Source organism: Flavobacterium ammonificans (assembly GCF_020886115.1).
Classification (GTDB): domain Bacteria; phylum Bacteroidota; class Bacteroidia; order Flavobacteriales; family Flavobacteriaceae; genus Flavobacterium; species Flavobacterium ammonificans.
In genome coordinates this window covers 1424522-1446072 of sequence record NZ_AP025185.1, presented here as the reverse complement: position 1 = coordinate 1446072, position 21551 = coordinate 1424522, and the positions used below count along the sequence as shown (strand labels likewise).

The window sequence follows — 21551 nt, the reverse complement described above, 5'->3', positions numbered from 1 at the left end:
AGGTTCATTTTAATACTATTCGTTATGTAAAAAAGCTTGTCGGTTTAACAATGTTTCTTCTGACTCTACATGATTATCGTCGGGAATACAACAATCAACTGGACAAACTGCAGCACATTGTGGTTCATCATGAAAACCTTTACATTCTGTACATTTTCCTGGAACAATGTAATACACATCGTCAGAAATAGGTGTTTGAGGCGCATCAGAATCTACTTCAGTACCATCAGGCAAAATTACTTTACCCGTAAGTTTAGTTCCGTCTTTATATCTCCAGTCATCAGCTCCTTCGTAAATTGCAGTATTTGGACATTCTGGTTCACAAGCCCCACAATTAATGCATTCATCTGTAATTATTATTGCCATATTTTCTTGTCTTTTATTTGGATATAGAAAGTATCAAAATTGTCTTTTTGACTTTCGTCTATTTTATGCTTAATTTTGCACAAAATTACAATCAAAACCATTCATAAACAAACATTCATGGACTTAGAAACAAAAAAAAATGTTTTTGTTACATTAGGACGATTTTTAGAACAATTTAAAGAAGATAAATCTTCTAAAGACCTTAGCGTTCCTTTAAACGATTTGTTTTATGATGACTTTTTAAATTTGATTCATTTATCACAATCACATAATGGATGGTATACTCCTGAACAAGTCTATTTTTCTATCCAATCTTGGGCTAAAGCATTGACAGAAGAGAACCTCAACAAATGGCTATCCAACTATGATTTCACCCATGTAGAACCAAAAAAAATAGCATTAATTCTAGCTGGAAATATTCCGTTAGTTGGGTTTCATGATTTTATTTCAGTATTAGTTTCCGGACATAATACCTTGGTAAAAACATCCTCTGACGACCAACATTTATTACCTTTTTTAGCAAAATACATTATCGCTATCCAACCCGAATTCGCTCATAGAATCGAATTTGTATCCGGAAAATTAGAAAATTTTGATGCTGTTATTGCTACAGGAAGTAATAATACAGCACGCTATTTTGACTATTATTTCAAAGACAAACCTTCCATTATTAGAAAAAACAGAAACTCTATTGCTGTTTTGGATGGAAATGAATCCAAAGAACAACTAATAGCTTTGGGTGAAGATATTTTTAGGTACTTTGGTCTAGGTTGTCGCAATGTGTCTAAACTTTTTGTACCAAAAGGCTATTCATTTGATGCTTTTTTTGAAGCCATTTTTGAATACCAAGACGTAATACATTATGAAAAATACGCAAATAATTACGACTATAATAAAGCGGTATTTTTGATGAGTAATTTTAAATTATTAGACAATGGTTTTTTAACATTGAAAGAAGACGAAAGTTTTGGCTCTCCTATTTCAAGTGTGTTTTATGAATTCTATGACACTATTGAATCTGTAAAAGAAAAGATCAGCAGTCAAGCCGACGCTATTCAGTGTATAGTAAGTTCAAATTTAGTTCCAAATAGCATTCCTTTTGGCCAAACGCAACGGCCTGAATTATGGGATTATGCGGATAATATCGATACTATTTCGTTTTCGTTAACAATAAACTAGTAAATTGTTTAAATGTTTCCATTATTTTAATTGATTTTAAGAAATGAATGTCGAAATTTGTAATCTTTAAATTTGGAACAAACAACTACCATGAAAAAACACAACTACAGCGCAGGTCCCTGCATTTTACCACAAGAAGTTTTTGAAAAATCATCACAAGCCATTTTAGATTTTAATAATTCAGGTTTATCCATTTTAGAAATTTCCCACCGAAGCAAAGATTTTGTCGCAGTAATGGATGAAGCTAGAGCCTTAGCACTTGAATTACTAGGACTAGAAGGTAAAGGATACCAAGCACTTTTCCTTGCAGGAGGAGCTAGTTTGGAGTTTTTAATGGTTCCGTATAACTTAATGAAAGTGAATGGAAAAGCGGCTTATTTAGATTCAGGAACTTGGGCTTCGGCTGCTATCAAAGAAGCTAAATTTTTTGGAGAAACCGTTATTGTCGCTTCATCAAAAGATCAAAACTACAATAATGTACCTAAAGGATATACTATACCTGCAGACGCAGATTATTTCCACTGTACAAGTAACAATACTATTTTTGGAACTCAAATGAAAGAAATTCCAACTACTAACATTCCAGTAGTTTGCGATATGAGTTCTGATATTTTTTCACGTCAATTGGACTTTACTAAATTTGATATTATCTATGCTGGAGCTCAAAAAAATATGGGGCCTGCTGGAACCACTTTAGTAGTAGTTAAAGAAGAAATTCTAGGTAAAAACGGTAGAGAAATTCCTAGTATTTTAGATTATGCAAAACATATCAAAGCAGAGAGTATGTACAACACGCCCGCTGTTTTCCCTGTATATGCTTCGCTGTTAACACTACAATGGTTGAAAAATTTAGGCGGAATAGCTGCAGTAGAAAAATTAAACAATGCTAAAGCTAATTTGCTTTACACAGAAATTGACAGAAATCCATTATTCAAAGGAGCGGCGGCTGTTGAAGATCGTTCGGCTATGAATGCTACTTTCTTATTGAATAACCCAGAACACGCAACTGTTTTTGATGCTATGTGGAAAGAAGCGGGTATATCTGGATTGCCAGGACACCGTTCAGTGGGCGGTTACAGAGCCTCTATGTATAATGCGATGCCAATTGAAAGCGTTCAAGTTTTAGTTGACGTAATGCAAGCTTTGGAAAAAGCAGTTTAATAAATAATTTATCAATTTGAGGATAAAATTACTTCCTTCCTCGCAATGAAATAAACACAATGAAAGTATTAGCAAATGACGGAATTTCTAAAAGTGGAATTCAAGCATTAGAAAAAGGTGGATTTGAAGTGATTACTACTAAAGTAGCACAAGAACAAGTAGCTAACTTTATTAACGAAAATAACGTAAGCGTTATCTTGGTTCGAAGTGCAACTAAAGTTCGTAAAGATATTATCGATGCTTGTCCTGGTATCAAAATCATCGGTCGTGGTGGTGTTGGAATGGATAACATTGATGTGGATTATGCAAAAAGCAAAGGAATCAATGTAATCAACACACCTGCTTCTTCATCTGAATCAGTTGCGGAATTGGTTTTTGGTCATTTATTTAATGGAGTTCGTTTTTTACACGACTCTAACAGAAATATGCCTTTGGAAGGGGATTCTAACTTTGAAGGTTTGAAAAAAGCATACGCTAACGGAACTGAATTAAGAGGTAAAACTTTAGGAATTGTAGGTATCGGTCGCATTGGCCAAGCTACTGCAAAAATGGCTCTTGGTTTAGGAATGAAAGTTATCGCTGCGGATAGTTTTATTGACAAAGTAGACGTAAAAGTAGAATTCTTTGACGGACAATCTGTAACGACAACAATTGTTTCACAATCTTTAGAATCTTTATTCAAAGAAGCTGATTTCATTTCGTTACACGTTCCTGCTCAAAACGGATACATTATCTCAAAAGCGGAATTGGCTATCATGAAAGATGGCGTAGGAATTGTAAACTGTGCTCGTGGTGGCGTAATTGACGAAATCGCTTTAATCGATGCTTTAGATAGTGGTAAAGTAGGCTTTGCTGGATTAGACGTTTTTGAAAGCGAACCAAAACCAGAAATTAGAATACTTATGCACCCAAAAATCTCTTTAACTCCTCACATTGGGGCTGCTACAGGAGAAGCACAAGACAGAATTGGAACGGAATTAGCCCAACAAATTATCAGTATTTTAGGTTAATTTATTTCAACTATACTCACAAAAAGGATGTCAAAAAAAGACATCCTTTTTTTATGCTTTACTTCGTTCGAAAATCATAACTTTGTATTGCTTTATTCCATAATAATGAAAAAATTAAAAGAGCGCTGGGGAGTGCAATCCAATTTCCAACTGACAATTATTTTTATCGTTTTTGCAATCACCGGTTCAGCTTCAGCAATAGCGTCGAAACCTGTTTGTGTATGGCTTGGAATTACTAAAGATGATTTTGGATTTTTCTTCACTCCTATCCGACTACTATTGCTATTTCCCTTATACCAAGTGTTGTTAGTTTCTATTGGATTTCTTTTGGGGCAGTTTGCCTTTTTTTGGGAGTTTGAAAAGAAAATGCTTCGTAGTATCGGTTTAGGATTTTTATTTAAAGAAAAATAAACTTAGACAAAATTCTTTACCCAAATTTTTCATTTGATAACCAAAAATCTTTGTTTCTTTGTAAAAACTAGTTCCAAATGATACAAGCCAAAAACTTACATAAATTCTACGACCAATTAGAAGTACTAAAAGGAGTAGATTTACACATTAAAAAAGGTGAAATTGTATCTATTGTTGGAGCTTCAGGAGCAGGAAAAACCACTTTGTTGCAATTATTAGGTACTTTAGATCAACCTTCAGTACAAGAGGGAACAGAGTTGTTGATCAATGGAGAAAATGTTTTGACAATGAACGACAAAACACTATCCAAATTCAGAAACCTAAATCTGGGTTTTATCTTTCAATTCCACCAATTATTACCAGAATTTACGGCTTTAGAAAATGTATGTATTCCGGCTTTTATTGCCAATAAAAACAAACAAGAAACAGAGACTGAAGCGAAACGATTATTGGAGTATTTAGGTCTTTCGCATCGAATGGATCATAAACCCAATGCGCTTTCAGGCGGAGAACAACAACGTGTAGCTGTAGCGCGTGCCTTAATCAATAAACCCGATGTGATTTTTGCTGACGAACCTTCAGGGAATTTGGATACGACTTCGGCAGAGAACTTACACCAATTGTTTTTTAAATTGCGTGATGAGTTCGGGCAAACTTTTGTGATTGTCACTCATAACGAAGATTTAGCCAATATGGCGGATAGAAAATTAATTATGGTAGACGGACAGATTAGCAATCTCTAATTGCAAAACACTTTACAATGTCCCAACTTATGAATTCTGCCGAACTACAATCTTTTCTAGACGAAAAAGTTACCCAATACAACACACGAGATTTTATTGATAGCGACCCCGTTCAAATTCCGCATTTGTTTTCACAAAAAGAAGATATTGAAATAGCAGGATTTTTAGCCGCAACTATTGCTTGGGGCAACCGCAAGATGATTATCAAAAATGCACATCGTATGGTAGAATTGATGGGCAATTCACCTTATGACTTTGTTCTTTCCCATCAAGAAAAAGACTTAAAAAATTTAGAATCATTTGTACATCGCACCTTTAACGGACAGGATTTTATTGTATTCATCAAAGGGTTGCAACATATTTATCAAAATCATAACGGACTAGAAGCTGTTTTTGCCAAAAATCAAGAAGCGTTTTCTATGCAAAAGAGCATTCATGAATTCAAGAAAGTTTTTTTTGATGTTCCGCATGCAACACGAACTCAAAAACACATTTCTGATCCACTTAATAATTCGGCGGCAAAACGAATTAATATGTACCTCAGATGGATGGTGCGCCAAGATACTAAAGGAGTCGATCTAGGTATTTGGAAAAGCATCTCACCCGGTGCGCTCTCTTGTCCGCTTGATGTACATTCGGGAAATGTGGCTCGAAAACTAGGTTTATTGAAACGTAAACAAAATGATGGTAAAGCTTTAGCTGAACTCGACACTCAGTTACGAATTCTAGACCCAAATGACCCAGTGAAATATGATTTTGCGTTGTTTGGTTTGGGAGTGTTTGAAGGGTTTTAAAATAATTATGTTTACTAATCAATAATTATTTAGTATTTTTCAAAATCAATATAACGTTTACGCCCCCTAAACTATGAATAAGGAAAAACTATTACTTGAGATAGACCAACTCTATGAAGCTTGTATAACAAATACTAAAGCTTTTCATTTGAAAATTGATATTTGCATCGCACCTGATTACTTGGTAAAAAAGGTTTTTGAAATGACCGATTTAGACATTTCAAATCATTGGATAACAATTGATAATTTCGGAATTATTCATACACTCCAACAACATTCCAATCCATTAACAGAAGCTAAACGAGGACAAATTGCCATTGAAAAAAATGATTTTTTCGATTTAATAGAAGTGGTGCTTTTCCCAGATTTAATTAAAAGATTAGGGAAAACGAATCGAACCAATTTACCACTCCTTCAATTTGAAAAAACAATACAATCTAAGAAAATTGTAGTTAAAGAAATCCGAACCATTACAAGCTCAAAGAAAAAGAAAGTCAGTCGTTTAGTATTTCATACAATGTATAAATTTAAAAAGTCCAACTAACTGATCAGCTGGACTTTACCTACGAATTGTGTTGAACGAATACAACCTATTCAATACGTCCGTGACGTTTAGGTGATACAAATATAAAACATAAATCCATTAAACAAATCATCTTTAATCAATTTTAACAAATTCATAAACAAGTCCCTATTAATAATGTGTTGAATAAATCTAACATGAACTAAACCTCAAGAAATCCCCCTTTTTAATGTACATTTGCACAAAATAGCAATTTATGAGCACTTTTGAGCAATTCAATCTTCCTAAATCCGTACAAAAAGCCATTGACGAATTAGGCTTCACTACGCCTACTCCCATCCAGGAAAAATCATTTTCTGTGATTATGTCGGGACGTGATATGATGGGAATTGCACAAACAGGAACGGGTAAAACCTTTGCTTATTTATTGCCATTATTAAAATTATACAAATTTACTCCTACCAATACACCTAAAATTGTGATTTTGGTTCCCACCAGAGAATTAGTTGTTCAAGTGGTGGAAGAAGTTGAAAAATTGACCAAATACATGTCGGTTAGCACTCTCGGAATTTACGGGGGTGTGAACATCAATACTCAGAAAAAAGCGGTTTATGAAGGCGTTGATATTTTAGTAGGGACACCTGGTAGAACGATGGATTTAGCATTAGATGCTGTAGTTCGATTTGACGAAACTCAAAAGTTAGTCATTGACGAATTTGATGAAATGCTGAATTTAGGATTTAGAACCCAATTGACTGCCTTATTGGCAATGATGAAAACCAAACGTCAAAACATCCTTTTCTCAGCTACAATGACCGAGGAAGTTGATGCTGTTTTGAATGACTTTTTTGATTATCCAGAAGAAGTAACACTTTCAGCTTCAGGAACTCCATTAGAAAAAATTACTCAAATTACTTACCAAGTTCCTAATTTCAATACCAAAGTCAATTTATTAAAACATTTATTGACTACGGATGAAAGCATGAGCCGAGTTTTGGTTTTTGTAAACAATAAAAAAATATCAGATTTACTTTTTGAAAGCATTGACGAGGAGTTTGAAGGACAGTTTGGAGTAATTCACTCTAACAAATCCCAAAACTACCGTTTGAGTACGATGGCTGAATTCCAAGAAGGGAATTTACGTGGTTTAATAACGACAGATATTATGGCGAGAGGTTTGGATATTTCCAATATCACCCACGTAATCAACTTCGAAATGCCTGAACTTCCTGAGTTGTATATGCACCGTATTGGTCGTACCGGTCGTGCTGATGCCGAAGGAACTTCCATTAGTTTTGTTACTCCTCGTGAAGAAGAATCTTTTGTAGAAGTAGAAGTATTAATGAACAAAGAACTTGAAATCACTCCTTTTCCAGAAGAAGTGGAAATTTCAATTAAGTTGATTGGTCCTGAAAAAGACCGCCAACCGGTGAAGTTTTTAATGAAAAAGGTAAAATTAGAAGGTGATGGTGCGTACCAAGAGAAAGCCAAAAAGAACACCAAAGTCAATTTGGGCGGACCTTCAAAAACCAAAAAGAAAACGCATGGTTCTGTCAACCGAAATATGCTAAAAACCAGAGCTCAAAAGAAGAAGAAAAAGTAAATTTTATCTTCTAATTTCCAAAAATCATACAAACCGGAGAACATAATTCTAGGCGTTTCCCTGAATCAGTTATAGCTCCCGAGACTGTATCTCTTTTAAAAACAACAACTTCATTAGAGTATTGGTGAGCTACTAAAAGAAACTTACCTGTTGGATCAATGACAAAATTACGAGGTCCTTTCCCCAAAGAAGAAACCACTGATTGCCTTTGCAATTGACTATTTTTCAGGATTTTAAAAATAGAAATGGTATTGGCTTCTCCCCTATTCGAAGCATACAAAAATTTACCGTCAGGCGAAATATGAATATCCGCTCCGGTAAAATTCCCTTTAAAGTCTTTTGCTAAAATAGTGGTTTCTTGAATTTTATTTAACTGCCCATTCGCAAAACTAAAAACCGACAAAGCGCCGTTTAATTCTTGCAACAGATATACAAACTTGCCGTCTTTACTAAAAGTTAAGTGACGTGGCCCACTTCCTGATTCAACTGTAACTGTACTTTTAAGTTTCATTATTTCAGAAGCTGCATTGGGATGATATTCATAGATATAAACAGCATCCGTTCCTAAATCGTTACTCAAAATGTATTTTTTATCTGGAGAAAAATAGACCATGTGTACATGAGCACTTACTTGGCGAGGATGGATTCCTTTTCCTTTATGTTGCAGTACTTGTTTCGCTTCGGTCAAACTACCATTGGTATTTTTACCGAAAACAGCAATGTTTCCACCTGAATAATTGGCAACAATCACATTTTTGTCATCGTTGATTATATAACAAGGATCGGCTCCTTGTGCTTTTTGCTGATTTAACTCTGTTAATTTTCCGCTACTAGAGTCAAACTGAAACGAACTCACGGTACTTACGGCTCCATTTTCATTAACCGAGTATACTATTTTTTGGTCTTTAGAAAGTGCTAAATAACTTGGATTAATCACTTTTTCAGTAGCGCTTTTGAACACGAAATCTCCTCTATTGGTGTCAAAATCATATACATAAATCCCTTTGCTATCGCAACTATTAGTATACGTACCAATTAATAAAGGAAGTTTTTGAGTTTGAGCCTGTCCAAAAGAAAAAAGAAAGGATACTACGATTGCTATACAATATTTCATTTTCTTGTGAATTGAATTGCTAAAATTAACAATAAATGAACACGAATTAAGATTAAATTGTAATCATTCTAGCTACTTAACTAATTTCAAATTTGTAATTTTGAATGCTATGCAATTTTAACACAAAAACTAATGCAATTCAAACATCCCGAAATCCTGTACTTTCTTTTTCTTTTGGTAGTACCCATTTTGGTTCATTTGTTTCAATTGCGTCGTTTTAAAAAAGAATATTTTACCAATGTTCGCTTTCTAAAAGCTCTTACCATTCAAAGTCGGAAAAGTTCTCAAATTAAAAAATGGCTGTTGTTAGTTACACGATTACTCTTTTTAACTGCTTTGGTTTTGGCCTTTGCCCAACCTTTTTCATCCACAAATGAAAGTTACAAATCACAAAAGGAATTGTACATCATTCTTGACAATTCGTATAGCATGCAAGCTAAAGGAAAGAAAGGGGAACTATTACAAAGAGCTATTCAAGAGTTATTTGAAAATCTACCACAAGAGCAAAATTTTTCTTTATTAACTGCTAATGAATCCTTTTGGAATACCGATATTCAATCCATACAGAAAGAAGTTCAAAATCTAGATTATTGCGCTACAGCTTTTGAATTAGAGCCAATTTTAACTCAGATACAAGCGCGACCATCATTAAATAAAAAAGAAATTTTGATTATTACCGATGGTAAAGGTGTAACAAGTAAAACACTTAAAACTATCAAGGATCAAGAAAACATTACATTTCATATTCCAAAAGTAGAACAACAATATAACGTGTCGATTGACAGTATTTTTATACGTCAAACTTTAGATAATTTTTATGAAATTGGAGTTCAAATTAGCAATTATGGGGAGAATAGCAAAGCTGTTTCGTTAGGAATATATGACCAACAAAAATTGGTAGCTAAATCAATGATTAAATTAGACAAACAAAAACAAGTCTTCCCTTTTACAATTCCCAAAAAGGAGTTCCATGGATATATTTCAATAATCGATAATGGTTTAGCTTTTGATAACACTTACTATTTTAGTATTGGCGAAAGTCAAAAAACCAAAGTAATCAGTATTGGCGAAGCTTCAAAAAGCACTTATTTATCTCGAATTTATACCAACGATGAGTTTGAATATCAAAACAGTAATCTATCACAATTAGACTTTACTAGATTAGAAGTACAAGATGTCATTATTGTTAATGAAATTGATGAAATTTCGCAAGCTCTTCAAACTACGTTACAGTCTTTTGCTGAGAAAGGTGGGACTGTGATAGTAATTCCATCTGCAAAAACTTCAACTTCAAATCTAAATTCATTGTTGAATCCAACAAAAACTATCCAATATAAATCCTTAAATAAAACAGAGAAATTAATTACCAAAATTCACTTTTCAAATCCTGTTTTCAAAAATGTTTTTGACAAACAAATAAGTAATTTTCAATACCCAAAAACTAAAGTAAGTTTTGATTTTAATTCCTTTGGAGCTTCGATTTTATCCTACCAAGATCAAAGCCCATTTTTACAATCTGCTAACTTGGGAACAGGAAAAGTATTTGTTTTCTCAGCACCTTTGAATTCTGACAATTCTAATTTCCAACAATCGCCTCTAATTGTCCCTGTCTTTTATAAATTAGCGCAAAACGAAGAGAAAAATGGGATTGTAGCAAGAACTATTGGAAATTCTGAACCTTATTTTGTACATACTAATAGTAGCAAAGATGGGGTATTACGAATTAAAAATAAAAAGGAACAATTCATTCCTGTACAACAAATTTTGAATACTAAAGTCAAAATGGACTTGGGGAATTTTCCTAAAAAAGATGGTAATTTTGAGATTTTTAACAACGATATAAAAATTGAAAATTGTAGTTTCAACTATGATAGAGTCGAAAGCAATCCCTTTGAAGCAGATCAAAAATGGCTTTCAGAATACCAGCAAATCGATTCAATAAATACTTTTTTTGATAGTATTCGAACCGAAAATAACGATAGTCAAATATGGAAATGGTTTCTTATATTTGCAGTGTTATTTCTACTTACAGAAACTGCAATTATCCGATTTGTAAAATAAATTTATATGAAAACAATCATCCGAAGTGCAAAAATTATAGATCCAAAAAGTCCTTATCATAACAAGACTGTAGATATTTTAATTGCCGATGGATGTATTTCAAAAATTGATTCAACACTATCAAATCCTGAAAATTACAACGAAATAAAGCGAGATAACTTGCATATATCCGTTGGATGGTTTGACAGTAGTGTATCTCTTGGGGAACCTGGTTATGAAGATAGAGAAACCATAAAAAACGGATTAGAGGTTGCTGCAAAAAGTGGTTTCAGCGGAATTGCTTTACAACCCAACTCCCACCCTATTATTGACAATCAATCGCAAGTTCTTTTCGTAAAAAGTAAAGCTCAAGAAGCAGCAACCGAATTGTTCCCAATTGGTGCCTTAACCAAAGAGAGCGAAGGAAAAGATATGGCCGAACTATACGATATGAAAAATGCAGGAGCAATAGCTTTTGGAGATTACAATCGTAGTTTGTCAAATGCCAATTTATTAAAAATTGCCTTGCAATACACCCAAGACTTTGATGGTTTAGTTATTGCATTTGCCCAAGATGATAAAATCAAAGGGAATGGCGTGGCTAACGAAGGAATAGTATCAACACGATTGGGGCTTAAAGGAATTCCTAATTTAGCCGAAGAAATAGAGGTTGCAAGAAACTTATTCTTGTTAGAATACACTGGAGGAAAATTACATATTCCAACCATCTCTACAGCAAAATCAGTTACTTTAATTCAAGAAGCAAAAGCAAAAGGATTACAAGTAAGTTGTAGTGTTGCGGTGCATCATTTGGTTTTGAATGATGAAAAATTGGAAGAATTTGATACTCGCTATAAAGTGACACCTCCATTACGTTCTGAAGCAGACCGATTGGCTTTGATCGAAGGTGTTAAAAATGGAATTATCGATACCATAACATCAGACCACAACCCAATTGATATCGAACATAAAAAAATGGATTTTGACACAGCAAAAAACGGAACCATTGGACTTGAAAGCGCATTTGGGGCATTACTTACTATTCTTCCTGTAGAGACAGTTGTTGAAAAACTAACTTCTGGAAGAGCATTATTCGGGTTAAAAACTCCTTCAATCATCGAAGGCACTCCAGCTAATTTATGCTTATTCAATCCTGATGGAAAAAGTACATTTACTTTGGATAAAATCCTTTCAAAATCAAAGAACTCAGCTTTTATTGGTTCCGAAATTAAAGGAGAAGTATATGGAATTCTGAATCAAAATCAACTGATTCTAAATCAATAAATCATGAATAAAGAGACCATTGAAGCAGGTAAAGCAACTGCTATCACCAGTTATATTTTAGGAATTGGGGTATTCATAGCTATGTCAATGAATGCGGATACTAAAAATCCATTTGCTTCATTTCATATTCGTCAAGGATTAGGATTAACTTTGACTTTTATTTCTTTAGGTTTAATTATCAGTAATTTTGATAGCTTATTAATTTCATTTCCCATGTGGATTTTCATTTCTGTATTATGGACTTATGGTATTTTTACAGCTATAAAAGGAGAAACTAAACCAATTCCTCTTCTAGGAAACTATTTCCAAAAGGGGCTATCCAATATTTCATAAACCATGAATTTATCTTTAGAATACCTCATCAGAGAACCAAAAATAAAAAAAGATTTCAATCCACTTTTACTCTTACTCCATGGCTATGGTAGTAATGAAGCGGATTTATTTTCTTTTACATCTGAACTTCCTGAAGAGTATTATGTGATATCAGCTCGTGCTCCTTACGACTTACAATACGGAAGCTATGCTTGGTATGCGATTAATTTTGATACCGACGAAAATAAATTCTCCGACCATGAACAAGCTAAAGTTTCAAGAGATTTGATAGGAACGTTTATCGATGAACTAATTGAAAACTATCCAATCAACCCGAAAAATATAAACTTACTTGGCTTTAGCCAAGGAGCAATCTTAAGTTATGGTGTAGCCCTTTCAAATCCAAGCAAAATCAAAAATGTAATTGGACTGAGTGGCTATGTAAGCGAACCCATTTTAAAAGAAGGTTTTGAAAATAATGACTTTTCTAAATTGGGAATTTTTGCTTCCCATGGAACTGTAGACCAAGTAATCCCTATTGATTGGGCTAGAAAATCAGATGCTTTTTTAACACAAAAAGGAATAGAACATACCTACAAAGAATATCCAATTGGACACGGTATTTCTCCTCAGGTATTTTTTGATTTCAAGAATTGGCTACAAGAGCATTCGTAAAGAACCTATTATTTTTGATACAAAAGAGATTGATTTACTTCAAACGAAATCGTTTCATCATCATTAACAAAATACTTCAATAAAACTTCACCCCATATTTCGCCATCACTAAAATCTGCAATAATCCAACGGTGATTCAAGATTTTGATTTTGTTGATAATGAATTTATTCGCACCAATTTGATCTTGACCTGTGTATGGGTTTCCTTTAGGATTAGAATTGTAATCCAATAACTTTTCTGTAACTACTGGAATTAGCTTCTCGTATTGAATCGTCTTATTTGAGTTTTGAGAATCAAAATAATTTTGAGCATTTTCATTTTTTTCTAAAGAAAAATAGTTGGCATCCGCCAACTTATTTGAAACAGCTGTCAAACTATCTCTCAACTTTGTAGTGGTTTTCTCAAAACGCTTTTGTTCAAATTGTACTTCACTATTTAAAAATGCATAGGTAAACAAGGTTGTCAAAGCAAAAAGTATTGTCAAATAAAGTAATAAAGATCGTTTCATAGTACGTATTATATAGTAATTTCTAAATTATCGTAAGCCAGAAAAACATTTTCAGGAAGCTTTTTTTGAACTTCTTCGTGAAAACCTAAAAGATGACTAATGTGCGTCAAATAGGTTTTTTCAGGTTGAATCAAAGTTATGAAATCCAAAGCTTCTTTCAAATTAAAATGAGTTTGATGCGGCTCCTCACGTAATGCATTTATTACAAGCACTTTGAGTCCTCTTAATTTTTCAATCTCTGATTCTTGAATGGTTTTCACATCGGTTAAATAAGCAAAATCATCCACGCGATAACCAAACACCTGTAAATCTCCGTGCAAAACATCAATTGGAGTAACCATTTTATTTCCAATAGCAAAAGGGACATTATTAACAACCTCCTGAGTAGTTACCGACGGAGCGCCAGGATACTTATTGACTGTTTCAAATACATAGTCAAAGCGTTTCTTTAAATTTTGAATTACTCGAGAATGAGCAAAAAAAGGTAGGGGTCCTTGACGAAAATTAAAGGGCCTGATGTCATCAATTCCTGCAGTATGATCAGCATGTTCGTGGGTGAATAAAATTCCGTCAACTTTTTGGCAATTCGAAGCCAACATTTGTTGCCTAAAATCAGGTCCACAATCCAGAACAAAGGAATAATCTTCCCAAGACAGCCAAACCGATACTCGCAAACGTTTGTCTTTTGAATCAGTACTTTTGCACACAGGATGATCACTCCCTATAACAGGAATGCCTTGAGATGTTCCAGTGCCTAAAAAATAAACTTTCAAAAAATAGAAGGTGTTGAAATTAAAATACTAACAAAAATAAAAAAAACCATATCGAAAACTAGTGATTCTACATTTCATTCCAAGAAAATTGTTGTTTTCATAATTTTATCGACAAAATGTTATTTTTTTTACAAAAATAAGGTTAATATTCTTTACACAAACTGCTAATTTATTAACTTTGTAACTAATAAGCATTCATATACTAAAGATGTACAGCAAAAAGATAAAATTAAAAGGCGATAAAGCTATAGAGCAAATTCCTTCAATAAAGGACAAAGCGCTTCGTATCAACTTAAATGAAAATATTTATGGAACATTTGCTGAAATTGGAGCTGGACAAGAAACAGTAAGACACTTTTTTAGAGCTGGTGGATCATCTGGAACTATAGCAAAAGCAATGTCGGCCTATGATAAAGACTTTAGTGATGCTGTCTATGGAATAGAAGAAGATGGCCGTTATGTTACTGAAAGTCGATTAAAAAAGATGCTTTCTCATGAGGTTAATTTGATCGAAAAAAGGTTGAGCAGAGACAAACATCCTAACAAAATGTTTTTTAGTTATGCGAATACTGTAGCAACAATCGATTTTGCAAAACAATTTAAAGGGCATGGATGGGTTGGAATTAGTTTCCAAATTGAACCTGACGAAGCTTACAACGAAATCATTCTTCACATTCGTTTCAAGGAGACTGATTCAAGATTACAACAAGAAACCTTAGGTATTCTTGGTGTTAATTTAATTTATGGAGCCTATTACAAATACAATGATCCTAAAAAATTATTGCGCTATTTGTATGATCATTTAGATAAAGACCAATTAGAGATTGACACCATCAACTTCTCAGGACCTCGTTTTGCAGATGTAGATAACCGTCTAATGAGTTTACAATTGGTTAAAAATGGCATGACAGATGCTGTAATGTTCAATCCTGAAGGAAAAAACATTTTACCTGCCTCCATATTATACAAGAAAAACATACTAGCTTTTAGAGGAAGTTTTCGTCCAGTAACTAAGGTAAATATGGACATGTATGAGAAATCTCTAAAAATGTTTTTAGATGAAAATAAAGTAGAAAAAGACAATACGTTAGTCATTTTTGAAATTACTTTATCAAATCTTCGCTCAGACGGAGAAATTGACGAAAGAGATTTCATGGATCGAGCTGAATTACTTTGTTCTCTGGGACAAACTGTAATGATTTCAAATTTTCAAGAATATTATAAAGTAGTAGAATATTTTGCTAATTACACCAAAGCCCGTATGGGATTAGCTATGGGAGTAAATAACTTAGTAGATATTTTTGATGAAAAATACTATCGCCACTTAAGTGGTGGAATTCTTGAGGCATTTGGAAAATTATTCTACCGAGATATGAAAGTCTTCTTGTATCCAATGATAGGTGAAAATGGAGAAATCATAACTTCAGAAAACTTAAAAGTACATCCTCGAATGAAAGAATTGTACAAATTCTTTAAATTCAATGGAAAAGTAATTGACATTGAAGATTACAATCCAGATATATTAGAAGTGTTCTCACGAGAAGTTCTAAAAATGATCAGTCAAGGAAAAGAAGGCTGGGAAGAAATGCTACCAAAAGGAGTATCTGAAATTATTAAAGAACACCGTTTATTTGGCTTTGAACCTAACAAATATTTAAAAGAAGTTTAAAAAAAATCCCAATTTTCATTGGGATTTTTTTTTAAACAATATATTTATTTACAATTTTTATCTAAGTGCTTCTTAATTCGCTGACTGTTAGTGGTATTTCCGCTACAATCAGGGATGTTATCAAAAGTATACAATTGATTCAGACCATTAGAATCTTTATAAGTTAATTCCAAACGAGTTGAGAAATTATCTCCGTCATCATCAACATCTAAATGATTTGGGAATCCATCACCATCTGTATCATCAGGATTAACAGTTGGCGTGATTGGATAACTAACTTTATTTCTAAAATCGTACATATATCCGTCTCCATTCAGATCTTCTAAATAAGAAGGAATTCCATCACCATCTTGATCTGCTCTTTGAATTTCGTATAATTTAAAGCTAAACACTAATGGAGAATAAGAAGGTATACTTCCGCTTCCTGATGCAAAATAGGCTAAGCCTGAAGGAAGAAACATTACTCCAGCTCCAAAATTAGAATAGGATATAGTTCCGTCTGCATTCGTAGTATAAGTCCCTTTTCTAAATTGAGGGAATATTTCACCCCAACCTGTAATGGTATTTAACAAGCTGAAAAAACTCTGAGGAAATTTAGACTCTTCAAATTGAGTAACTCTTAATTCAGCAGCTGTTGTGGTTGTTGCCGCAACTTGCGTTAAATAGTCACCTCTGTATGCAGCTAAAACTCCATCCACATTAGATGGTTTTTCACCCGTACCTTCTCTTAAAACTAGGCAGTAAATTTTATAAGTAATGCCATGAAAATTTACATCTCTAGATAATAACTTTGGAAAAGAAGTAGCATTTAAATAAGACCACATAGATCGTTGATTACCTCCGGTTGGTATCTTAGTAAAAACTACATCTTGATCATCATTAAAACCAGGTCTGTTAGTAACTGTAATGTAATACGATTTAAGATACTCTTCAATAGTAGCTATATCTGTAGTATATTGAACCGAATATTCTCTAAGTGGAACAATTTCAGCAGGATTGTCTTTAGAACATGAAAAAAATGAAATGGTTGTAACTAATACAATAAAATAATACTTAAATTTGTTCATTATGGCGAATTTTTAGATGCGCAAGATACAATATTGATTTATTTTTGTAAACTATTTAACTCCGATTTTAGAAAATTTATGCGAATAGATAAATATTTATGGTGTGTGCGTTATTACAAGACCAGAAACATGGTTACTGAGGCTTGTAAAAAAAACCATGTAACTATAAATGGCCAAATTGCCAAGCCTTCTAGAGAGGTTTTCCCTACTGATAAAATTACATTTAGAAAAGACCAAATAACTCAAATAATCACTGTTTTGGATATTCCAGAAAGCCGAATCGGAGCAAAATTAGTCGATTTGTATCGAAGAAATGACACTCCTCCAGAAGCTTTCGCCCATTTAGAATTATTAAAATTATCCAAAGAGCATTATAGAAAATCAGGGACTGGAAGACCTACAAAAAAAGATCGTAGAGACATTGATGAATACGGAAACGAAATTCCAGAAGATTTATACGATACCACTTTATAATATTTTACATCTTAAATTTGAACCATGAGTAAAAATACCATTTTAACACATCAAGAAATTGAACATAAAATAAAACGAATAGCCTACCAGATATACGAAACATTTGTTGATGAAGAAGAAATTGTAATTGCAGGAATAGCAAGTAATGGTTTTATTTTTGCTGAAAAAATTGCGGCTTCTTTAAAAGATATTGCCAACTTGAATATTCTACTTTGTGAGGTTATTATAGACAAACAACATCCCGAATCTGATGTGCAAACATCTATTCCTAAAGAACAATATGCAAACAAAGGATTAATCTTGGTCGATGATGTACTCAACTCAGGTACTACTCTAATTTATGCGGTAAGACATTTTCTGGATGTACCGCTAACTAAATTTAAAACGGCTGTTTTAGTAGATCGAAATCATAAAAAATATCCGGTAAAAGCAGACTTTAAGGGAATATCATTATCTACATCACTTTTAGAACATGTAAATGTAGTTTTTGATGACAATGGTCAAGATTCAGCTTATTTAAGCTAATATTGATTTAATATCTTCAACTGTTTCATCGATAGTTTTACCATCAACGTTTACTTTGAATTGAGCCTGGTGGTAATAATAATTGCGGTCAAACAAATGTTTTGCGATAAATTCTTTCAATTCTTCATCTGATTTGTTAGCAATAATTGGACGATTAGTTTTATTATTTACTAATCTTTGAAAAAGAGTATCAACCGATGCTTTTAAATATATAGAAGTAACCCCATCTCCATTTAATAATTCATGATTATTAGCATAACAGGGAGTTCCTCCTCCTAAACCGATAATCTGTTTTTCAGACGAAGCCAAAAGTTCGACAAAAACTTCGTGCTCTAACTTCCTGAAATAAATTTCTCCATACATTTCAAAGATTTGATTGATGGTTAAATTGGCTTTATTCTCTATGCTCTCGTCAAGATCGATATAGGGAACTTTCATTAAACTGGAAAGTTTTTTGGCAATCGTAGATTTGCCACACCCCATATATCCTAATATAATTATTTTTTTCATTGGAATAAAACCTTACTAATTAAGGCGTTAAAGACTTTTGTTTAAAAAAGACAAATTTAAAATAAAATAGCTTTGAAATATCAAAAATAAGGCCTTATATTTGCACCCGCATTCAAGAAATGAAAATGACTCGATAGCTCAGTTGGTAGAGCACATCACTTTTAATGATGGGGTCCTGGGTTCGAGCCCCAGTCGGGTCACAAATAGTAATACATTTCATTTCTTGAGTCAACGACTCGATAGCTCAGTTGGTAGAGCACATCACTTTTAATGATGGGGTCCTGGGTTCGAGCCCCAGTCGGGTCACAAAAGGTTGTTCGATTATCGAATGACCTTTTTTCATTTTTTGGCCACGTGGAGAAACGGTAGACTTGCCATCTTGAGGGGGTGGTGCTCGTAAGGGCGTGTGGGTTCAAATCCCACCGTGGTCACGAATAAAACAAAACGCATAAAAAATAATCAAGCTTGCTTGAAATTATTTTTTATGCGTTTTGTTTTTCAAAGCGGAGCTTTGTTGGGAAAGACGCAGTCAATCCCTGTTAACTGATTGAAATTATTTTTTATGCGTTTTGTTTTTCAAAGCGGAGCTTTGTTGGGAAAGACGTAGTCAATCCCTATTGATTACTTGAATTATTTTTTACCCGCCTTTCTCAATTCGGCACTTCCGGGAATTTTCATTTTATCTGTTAAAGCAGGTACTTCATTCAAATCAAAATCACCAATTATAGACATTAAAACCGTTTCTTTCGTTTTTGGATCTTCAATAAATAGTAATAACTCTTTTAATTGAGTTTCACTACTACCCTGCTTAGAGTGGATTCGAACCATTTTACCTCCGTCATTTATTGCCATTAGCTCACTCAATCCAATTGCTTTAATATACTTTTCAGAAGTAAGTCTCATTTGCATAGCAATTCGTTCATTTTGAGTTCGATATACCTTAAGATTATCTATCTTTTTAATTAAGCTCATGTATTGTAAAGTTTCTTTATCAGATGTTTCTAATTTAACTTTACTCATTAGCTCAAACATTTTCTTATTAATATTGATTGCGCTAACAGTTTCAATTCCTTCAAATTGATCAAAAACGGATTGCGCAAAAACTGGGCTTGCCAATACCAAAAAAATTATTGAAACAATATATTTTTTCATAATTTACTTACTTTTATAATAGTCGCATAAATGTATTGATAAAAGTTATTTTAATAAACATAATACGCTACTTTTTTGTTCTAACTAAAACAAAAGTTTGTATTTTTACTTGACAAACCCAAATTACACGAGCATACTATGAAAAAAATTATTCAGCTTTCGATTTTAGTATTTATTTCATTCTTTGTATTTCAAAGTTGCCAAAAAGATGCAGATGACGAAATAATTAGTACCCCAGAAGATGTATCTATTCAAAATTTTATTTGGAAAGGATTAAATCAATACTATCTATGGCAACCAGATGTACCTAATTTAGCTGACAACCGATTCAGAACTCAATCGGAGCGTGATGCATTTTTAAGCAATTACAAAGTACCCGAAGAATTGTTTGATGCACTGCGAGTGAGCCCTACTATTGATCGATTTAGTTGGATGGTAGATGATTATGTTACTTTAGAACAATCGCTTCAAGGAACATCAAAAAACAATGGTGTAGAATTTGGCTTGAGTTATAAACCTAATAGTACTACAGAGTTATTTGGCTTTGTCCGATATATCATTCAAGGTTCAGATGCTTCAAATAAAGATATAAAAAGAGGTGATATGTTTACTGCCGTTAATGGTACTCCATTAACGACAGCTAATTACCAAAGTTTGTTATTTGGTTCAAATGAGAATTATGTTTTAAATATGGCTGATTTTAACGGGACTACTGTTGTTTCAAATGGAAAAACTATATCACTAACAAAAACTACTTTAACTGAAAATCCAATTTTAGTTAAAAAAGTAATTTCGGTAGGAACTAAAAAAATTGGTTATTTAATGTACAATGGGTTCTATGCTGATTTTGATTCACAATTGAATACTGTATTCGGGGAATTCAAATCGCAAGGAATTACTGATTTAGTCTTAGATTTACGATACAATAGTGGAGGATCTGTTCGTACTGCAACCTATTTAGCCAGTATGATTACAGGGCAATTTACAGGGAAAATATTCGCAAAACAACAGTGGAATCCTAAAATTAACGACTATTTTGAAAAAAATGATCCAGATGGATTAAGTAATTTTTTTACAGATAAAATTGGCTCTACTCCAATTAACAGTGTGAATATGACAAAAGTATATATTCTAACTACTAAATCGTCCGCTTCTGCGAGTGAACTTGTAATTAATGGTTTGAAACCTCATATAAATGTCGTACAAATTGGAGATGCAACTACAGGTAAAAATGTTGGATCGGTAACATTATATGATTCTCCTGATTTTACAGAAAAAAATAAAAACCCAAAACACAAATACGCCATGCAACCTATTGTATTAAAAATTGTTAACTCAGCAGGTTTTGGCGATTATTTTAATGGCTTAACACCCACACATGAGTTAAAAGAAACCATTAGTACATTTGGCATTCTTGGAAATGAAAATGAACCTTTACTAAAATTAGCTATTGCAAAAATTACAGGTACAGGAAAATTAACCCCACAAAGTTCAGGTAAAGAATTTGAGTTTTTTAAAGATTCTAAATCTAGCAATCCATTTGGAAACCAAATGTATTTGGACAAAGCACCTAGAGGTCTTCAAAAAGCAATAGACTAGCAAGGTATACAGTACAAAAGAGGCTTTCCAAAAAATAGAAAGCCTCTTTTTTTTATTA

23 protein-coding genes and 3 tRNA genes are annotated in these 21551 nt (G+C 33.2%); 19 read left to right on the top strand and 7 right to left on the bottom strand.

Features of this window, described 5'->3' with window-relative positions; genetic code table 11:
- Positions 1 to 15 precede the first annotated feature (15 nt).
- Positions 16 to 366 carry a 4Fe-4S dicluster domain-containing protein gene (locus LPC20_RS06395; RefSeq protein WP_229323634.1) on the bottom strand — a complete coding sequence of 117 codons (351 nt, stop codon included), beginning with the start codon at positions 364 to 366 and terminating at the stop codon, positions 16 to 18.
- Between the two features lie 117 nt (positions 367 to 483).
- Between LPC20_RS06395 and LPC20_RS06390 the strand changes: the two genes are divergently transcribed.
- The 8 genes from LPC20_RS06390 (at position 484) to LPC20_RS06355 (ending at position 7790) form a co-directional block, all read left to right on the top strand.
- Positions 484 to 1545, top strand: coding sequence for an acyl-CoA reductase (locus LPC20_RS06390; protein ID WP_229323632.1), 1062 nt, complete (start codon positions 484 to 486; stop codon positions 1543 to 1545).
- A 90-nt stretch (positions 1546 to 1635) separates the two neighbouring features.
- Positions 1636 to 2706, top strand: a complete 1071-nt coding sequence (gene serC, locus LPC20_RS06385) for a 3-phosphoserine/phosphohydroxythreonine transaminase (RefSeq protein WP_229323630.1) — start codon at positions 1636 to 1638, stop codon at positions 2704 to 2706.
- Between the two features lie 59 nt (positions 2707 to 2765).
- Positions 2766 to 3716: a D-2-hydroxyacid dehydrogenase gene (locus LPC20_RS06380; protein ID WP_229323628.1), complete on the top strand. Its 951-nt coding sequence runs from the start codon at positions 2766 to 2768 to the stop codon at positions 3714 to 3716.
- Between the two features lie 105 nt (positions 3717 to 3821).
- Positions 3822 to 4127: a DUF6787 family protein gene (locus tag LPC20_RS06375; protein ID WP_229323626.1), complete on the top strand. Its 306-nt coding sequence runs from the start codon at positions 3822 to 3824 to the stop codon at positions 4125 to 4127.
- A gap of 77 nt (positions 4128 to 4204) precedes the next feature.
- Positions 4205 to 4870 (top strand): ABC transporter ATP-binding protein, encoded by a 666-nt coding sequence (locus tag LPC20_RS06370; protein ID WP_229323624.1) that lies wholly within the window; start codon positions 4205 to 4207, stop codon positions 4868 to 4870.
- 29 nt (positions 4871 to 4899) lie between these two features.
- Positions 4900 to 5664: a TIGR02757 family protein gene (locus tag LPC20_RS06365; RefSeq protein ID WP_229323622.1), complete on the top strand. Its 765-nt coding sequence runs from the start codon at positions 4900 to 4902 to the stop codon at positions 5662 to 5664.
- Positions 5665 to 5737: 73 nt separating this feature from the next.
- Entirely contained in the window at positions 5738 to 6208 is a 471-nt protein-coding gene (locus tag LPC20_RS06360; protein WP_229323621.1) for a PBECR3 domain-containing polyvalent protein, read from the top strand.
- A 235-nt stretch (positions 6209 to 6443) separates the two neighbouring features.
- Positions 6444 to 7790: a DEAD/DEAH box helicase gene (locus LPC20_RS06355; RefSeq protein ID WP_229323619.1), complete on the top strand. Its 1347-nt coding sequence runs from the start codon at positions 6444 to 6446 to the stop codon at positions 7788 to 7790.
- Positions 7791 to 7800: 10 nt separating this feature from the next.
- Here LPC20_RS06355 and LPC20_RS06350 read toward each other — a convergent pair whose 3' ends face one another.
- Entirely contained in the window at positions 7801 to 8904 is a 1104-nt protein-coding gene (locus LPC20_RS06350; protein ID WP_229323617.1) for a lactonase family protein, read from the bottom strand.
- Positions 8905 to 9036: 132 nt separating this feature from the next.
- On the opposite strand from LPC20_RS06350, the gene LPC20_RS06345 reads away from it, so the two are divergent.
- Genes LPC20_RS06345 through LPC20_RS06330 form a run of 4 tightly spaced genes read left to right on the top strand, consistent with a single transcriptional unit; the run spans position 9037 to position 13215 of the window.
- On the top strand, positions 9037 to 10965 hold the full coding sequence (locus LPC20_RS06345) for a vWA domain-containing protein (RefSeq protein ID WP_229323615.1): 1929 nt from the start codon (positions 9037 to 9039) through the stop codon (positions 10963 to 10965).
- Between the two features lie 6 nt (positions 10966 to 10971).
- Positions 10972 to 12228: a dihydroorotase gene (locus LPC20_RS06340; protein WP_229323613.1), complete on the top strand. Its 1257-nt coding sequence runs from the start codon at positions 10972 to 10974 to the stop codon at positions 12226 to 12228.
- Between the two features lie 3 nt (positions 12229 to 12231).
- Positions 12232 to 12561 carry a hypothetical protein gene (locus LPC20_RS06335; protein ID WP_229323611.1) on the top strand — a complete coding sequence of 110 codons (330 nt, stop codon included), beginning with the start codon at positions 12232 to 12234 and terminating at the stop codon, positions 12559 to 12561.
- A 3-nt stretch (positions 12562 to 12564) separates the two neighbouring features.
- A complete protein-coding gene (locus LPC20_RS06330) occupies positions 12565 to 13215 on the top strand; it encodes an alpha/beta hydrolase (protein WP_229323609.1) in 651 nt (216 codons plus the stop codon).
- 8 nt (positions 13216 to 13223) lie between these two features.
- Here LPC20_RS06330 and LPC20_RS06325 read toward each other — a convergent pair whose 3' ends face one another.
- On the bottom strand, positions 13224 to 13724 hold the full coding sequence (locus LPC20_RS06325) for a hypothetical protein (protein WP_229323607.1): 501 nt from the start codon (positions 13722 to 13724) through the stop codon (positions 13224 to 13226).
- An 8-nt stretch (positions 13725 to 13732) separates the two neighbouring features.
- Complete coding sequence (locus LPC20_RS06320) at positions 13733 to 14497, bottom strand: MBL fold metallo-hydrolase (RefSeq protein ID WP_229323605.1); 765 nt, start codon at positions 14495 to 14497, stop codon at positions 13733 to 13735.
- A gap of 208 nt (positions 14498 to 14705) precedes the next feature.
- On the opposite strand from LPC20_RS06320, the gene LPC20_RS06315 reads away from it, so the two are divergent.
- Positions 14706 to 16166: a TonB-dependent receptor gene (locus LPC20_RS06315; RefSeq protein WP_229323603.1), complete on the top strand. Its 1461-nt coding sequence runs from the start codon at positions 14706 to 14708 to the stop codon at positions 16164 to 16166.
- Between the two features lie 44 nt (positions 16167 to 16210).
- On the opposite strand, the gene LPC20_RS06310 is transcribed toward LPC20_RS06315, so the two are convergent.
- Positions 16211 to 17233 carry a BamM family beta-barrel-assembly machinery protein gene (locus LPC20_RS06310; protein WP_229323601.1) on the bottom strand — a complete coding sequence of 341 codons (1023 nt, stop codon included), beginning with the start codon at positions 17231 to 17233 and terminating at the stop codon, positions 16211 to 16213.
- 78 nt (positions 17234 to 17311) lie between these two features.
- On the opposite strand from LPC20_RS06310, the gene LPC20_RS06305 reads away from it, so the two are divergent.
- Together LPC20_RS06305 and LPC20_RS06300 are read left to right on the top strand one after the other, a co-directional pair.
- Entirely contained in the window at positions 17312 to 17707 is a 396-nt protein-coding gene (locus LPC20_RS06305; protein WP_229323599.1) for an RNA-binding S4 domain-containing protein, read from the top strand.
- Between the two features lie 24 nt (positions 17708 to 17731).
- A complete protein-coding gene (locus LPC20_RS06300; protein WP_229323597.1) occupies positions 17732 to 18232 on the top strand; it encodes a phosphoribosyltransferase family protein in 501 nt (166 codons plus the stop codon).
- On the opposite strand, the gene LPC20_RS06295 is transcribed toward LPC20_RS06300, so the two are convergent.
- Positions 18224 to 18742, bottom strand: coding sequence for a shikimate kinase (locus tag LPC20_RS06295; RefSeq protein WP_229323595.1), 519 nt, complete (start codon positions 18740 to 18742; stop codon positions 18224 to 18226). The two genes, LPC20_RS06300 and LPC20_RS06295, sit on opposite strands and share 9 nt — an antisense overlap.
- A gap of 127 nt (positions 18743 to 18869) precedes the next feature.
- Here LPC20_RS06295 and LPC20_RS06290 point away from each other — a divergent pair.
- The 3 genes from LPC20_RS06290 to LPC20_RS06280 all read left to right on the top strand — a co-directional run bounded on the left by LPC20_RS06290 (position 18870) and on the right by LPC20_RS06280 (position 19173).
- A tRNA-Lys gene (locus LPC20_RS06290) sits at positions 18870 to 18942 on the top strand.
- Between the two features lie 33 nt (positions 18943 to 18975).
- Positions 18976 to 19048 (top strand) — tRNA-Lys (locus LPC20_RS06285).
- A gap of 42 nt (positions 19049 to 19090) precedes the next feature.
- Positions 19091 to 19173, top strand: a tRNA-Leu gene (locus LPC20_RS06280).
- A gap of 199 nt (positions 19174 to 19372) precedes the next feature.
- On the opposite strand, the gene LPC20_RS06275 is transcribed toward LPC20_RS06280, so the two are convergent.
- Entirely contained in the window at positions 19373 to 19894 is a 522-nt protein-coding gene (locus tag LPC20_RS06275) for a DUF4252 domain-containing protein (protein ID WP_229323593.1), read from the bottom strand.
- A 138-nt stretch (positions 19895 to 20032) separates the two neighbouring features.
- On the opposite strand from LPC20_RS06275, the gene LPC20_RS06270 reads away from it, so the two are divergent.
- Positions 20033 to 21493: a S41 family peptidase gene (locus tag LPC20_RS06270; protein ID WP_229323591.1), complete on the top strand. Its 1461-nt coding sequence runs from the start codon at positions 20033 to 20035 to the stop codon at positions 21491 to 21493.
- Positions 21494 to 21551 lie beyond the last annotated feature (58 nt).

What these genes read in the sequence shown, in the direction of transcription:
- LPC20_RS06395 (WP_229323634.1), bottom strand. Translation starts at nt 366, where the DNA reads ATGGCAATAATAATTACAGATGAATGCATTAATTGTGGGGCTTGTGAA.
- LPC20_RS06390 (WP_229323632.1), top strand. Translation starts at nt 484, where the DNA reads ATGGACTTAGAAACAAAAAAAAATGTTTTTGTTACATTAGGACGATTT.
- serC (WP_229323630.1), top strand. Translation starts at nt 1,636, where the DNA reads ATGAAAAAACACAACTACAGCGCAGGTCCCTGCATTTTACCACAAGAA.
- LPC20_RS06380 (WP_229323628.1), top strand. Translation starts at nt 2,766, where the DNA reads ATGAAAGTATTAGCAAATGACGGAATTTCTAAAAGTGGAATTCAAGCA.
- LPC20_RS06375 (WP_229323626.1), top strand. Translation starts at nt 3,822, where the DNA reads ATGAAAAAATTAAAAGAGCGCTGGGGAGTGCAATCCAATTTCCAACTG.
- LPC20_RS06370 (WP_229323624.1), top strand. Translation starts at nt 4,205, where the DNA reads ATGATACAAGCCAAAAACTTACATAAATTCTACGACCAATTAGAAGTA.
- LPC20_RS06365 (WP_229323622.1), top strand. Translation starts at nt 4,900, where the DNA reads ATGAATTCTGCCGAACTACAATCTTTTCTAGACGAAAAAGTTACCCAA.
- LPC20_RS06360 (WP_229323621.1), top strand. Translation starts at nt 5,738, where the DNA reads ATGAATAAGGAAAAACTATTACTTGAGATAGACCAACTCTATGAAGCT.
- LPC20_RS06355 (WP_229323619.1), top strand. Translation starts at nt 6,444, where the DNA reads ATGAGCACTTTTGAGCAATTCAATCTTCCTAAATCCGTACAAAAAGCC.
- LPC20_RS06350 (WP_229323617.1), bottom strand. Translation starts at nt 8,904, where the DNA reads ATGAAATATTGTATAGCAATCGTAGTATCCTTTCTTTTTTCTTTTGGA.
- LPC20_RS06345 (WP_229323615.1), top strand. Translation starts at nt 9,037, where the DNA reads ATGCAATTCAAACATCCCGAAATCCTGTACTTTCTTTTTCTTTTGGTA.
- LPC20_RS06340 (WP_229323613.1), top strand. Translation starts at nt 10,972, where the DNA reads ATGAAAACAATCATCCGAAGTGCAAAAATTATAGATCCAAAAAGTCCT.
- LPC20_RS06335 (WP_229323611.1), top strand. Translation starts at nt 12,232, where the DNA reads ATGAATAAAGAGACCATTGAAGCAGGTAAAGCAACTGCTATCACCAGT.
- LPC20_RS06330 (WP_229323609.1), top strand. Translation starts at nt 12,565, where the DNA reads ATGAATTTATCTTTAGAATACCTCATCAGAGAACCAAAAATAAAAAAA.
- LPC20_RS06325 (WP_229323607.1), bottom strand. Translation starts at nt 13,724, where the DNA reads ATGAAACGATCTTTATTACTTTATTTGACAATACTTTTTGCTTTGACA.
- LPC20_RS06315 (WP_229323603.1), top strand. Translation starts at nt 14,706, where the DNA reads ATGTACAGCAAAAAGATAAAATTAAAAGGCGATAAAGCTATAGAGCAA.
- LPC20_RS06310 (WP_229323601.1), bottom strand. Translation starts at nt 17,233, where the DNA reads ATGAACAAATTTAAGTATTATTTTATTGTATTAGTTACAACCATTTCA.
- LPC20_RS06305 (WP_229323599.1), top strand. Translation starts at nt 17,312, where the DNA reads ATGCGAATAGATAAATATTTATGGTGTGTGCGTTATTACAAGACCAGA.
- LPC20_RS06300 (WP_229323597.1), top strand. Translation starts at nt 17,732, where the DNA reads ATGAGTAAAAATACCATTTTAACACATCAAGAAATTGAACATAAAATA.
- LPC20_RS06295 (WP_229323595.1), bottom strand. Translation starts at nt 18,742, where the DNA reads ATGAAAAAAATAATTATATTAGGATATATGGGGTGTGGCAAATCTACG.
- LPC20_RS06275 (WP_229323593.1), bottom strand. Translation starts at nt 19,894, where the DNA reads ATGAAAAAATATATTGTTTCAATAATTTTTTTGGTATTGGCAAGCCCA.
- LPC20_RS06270 (WP_229323591.1), top strand. Translation starts at nt 20,033, where the DNA reads ATGAAAAAAATTATTCAGCTTTCGATTTTAGTATTTATTTCATTCTTT.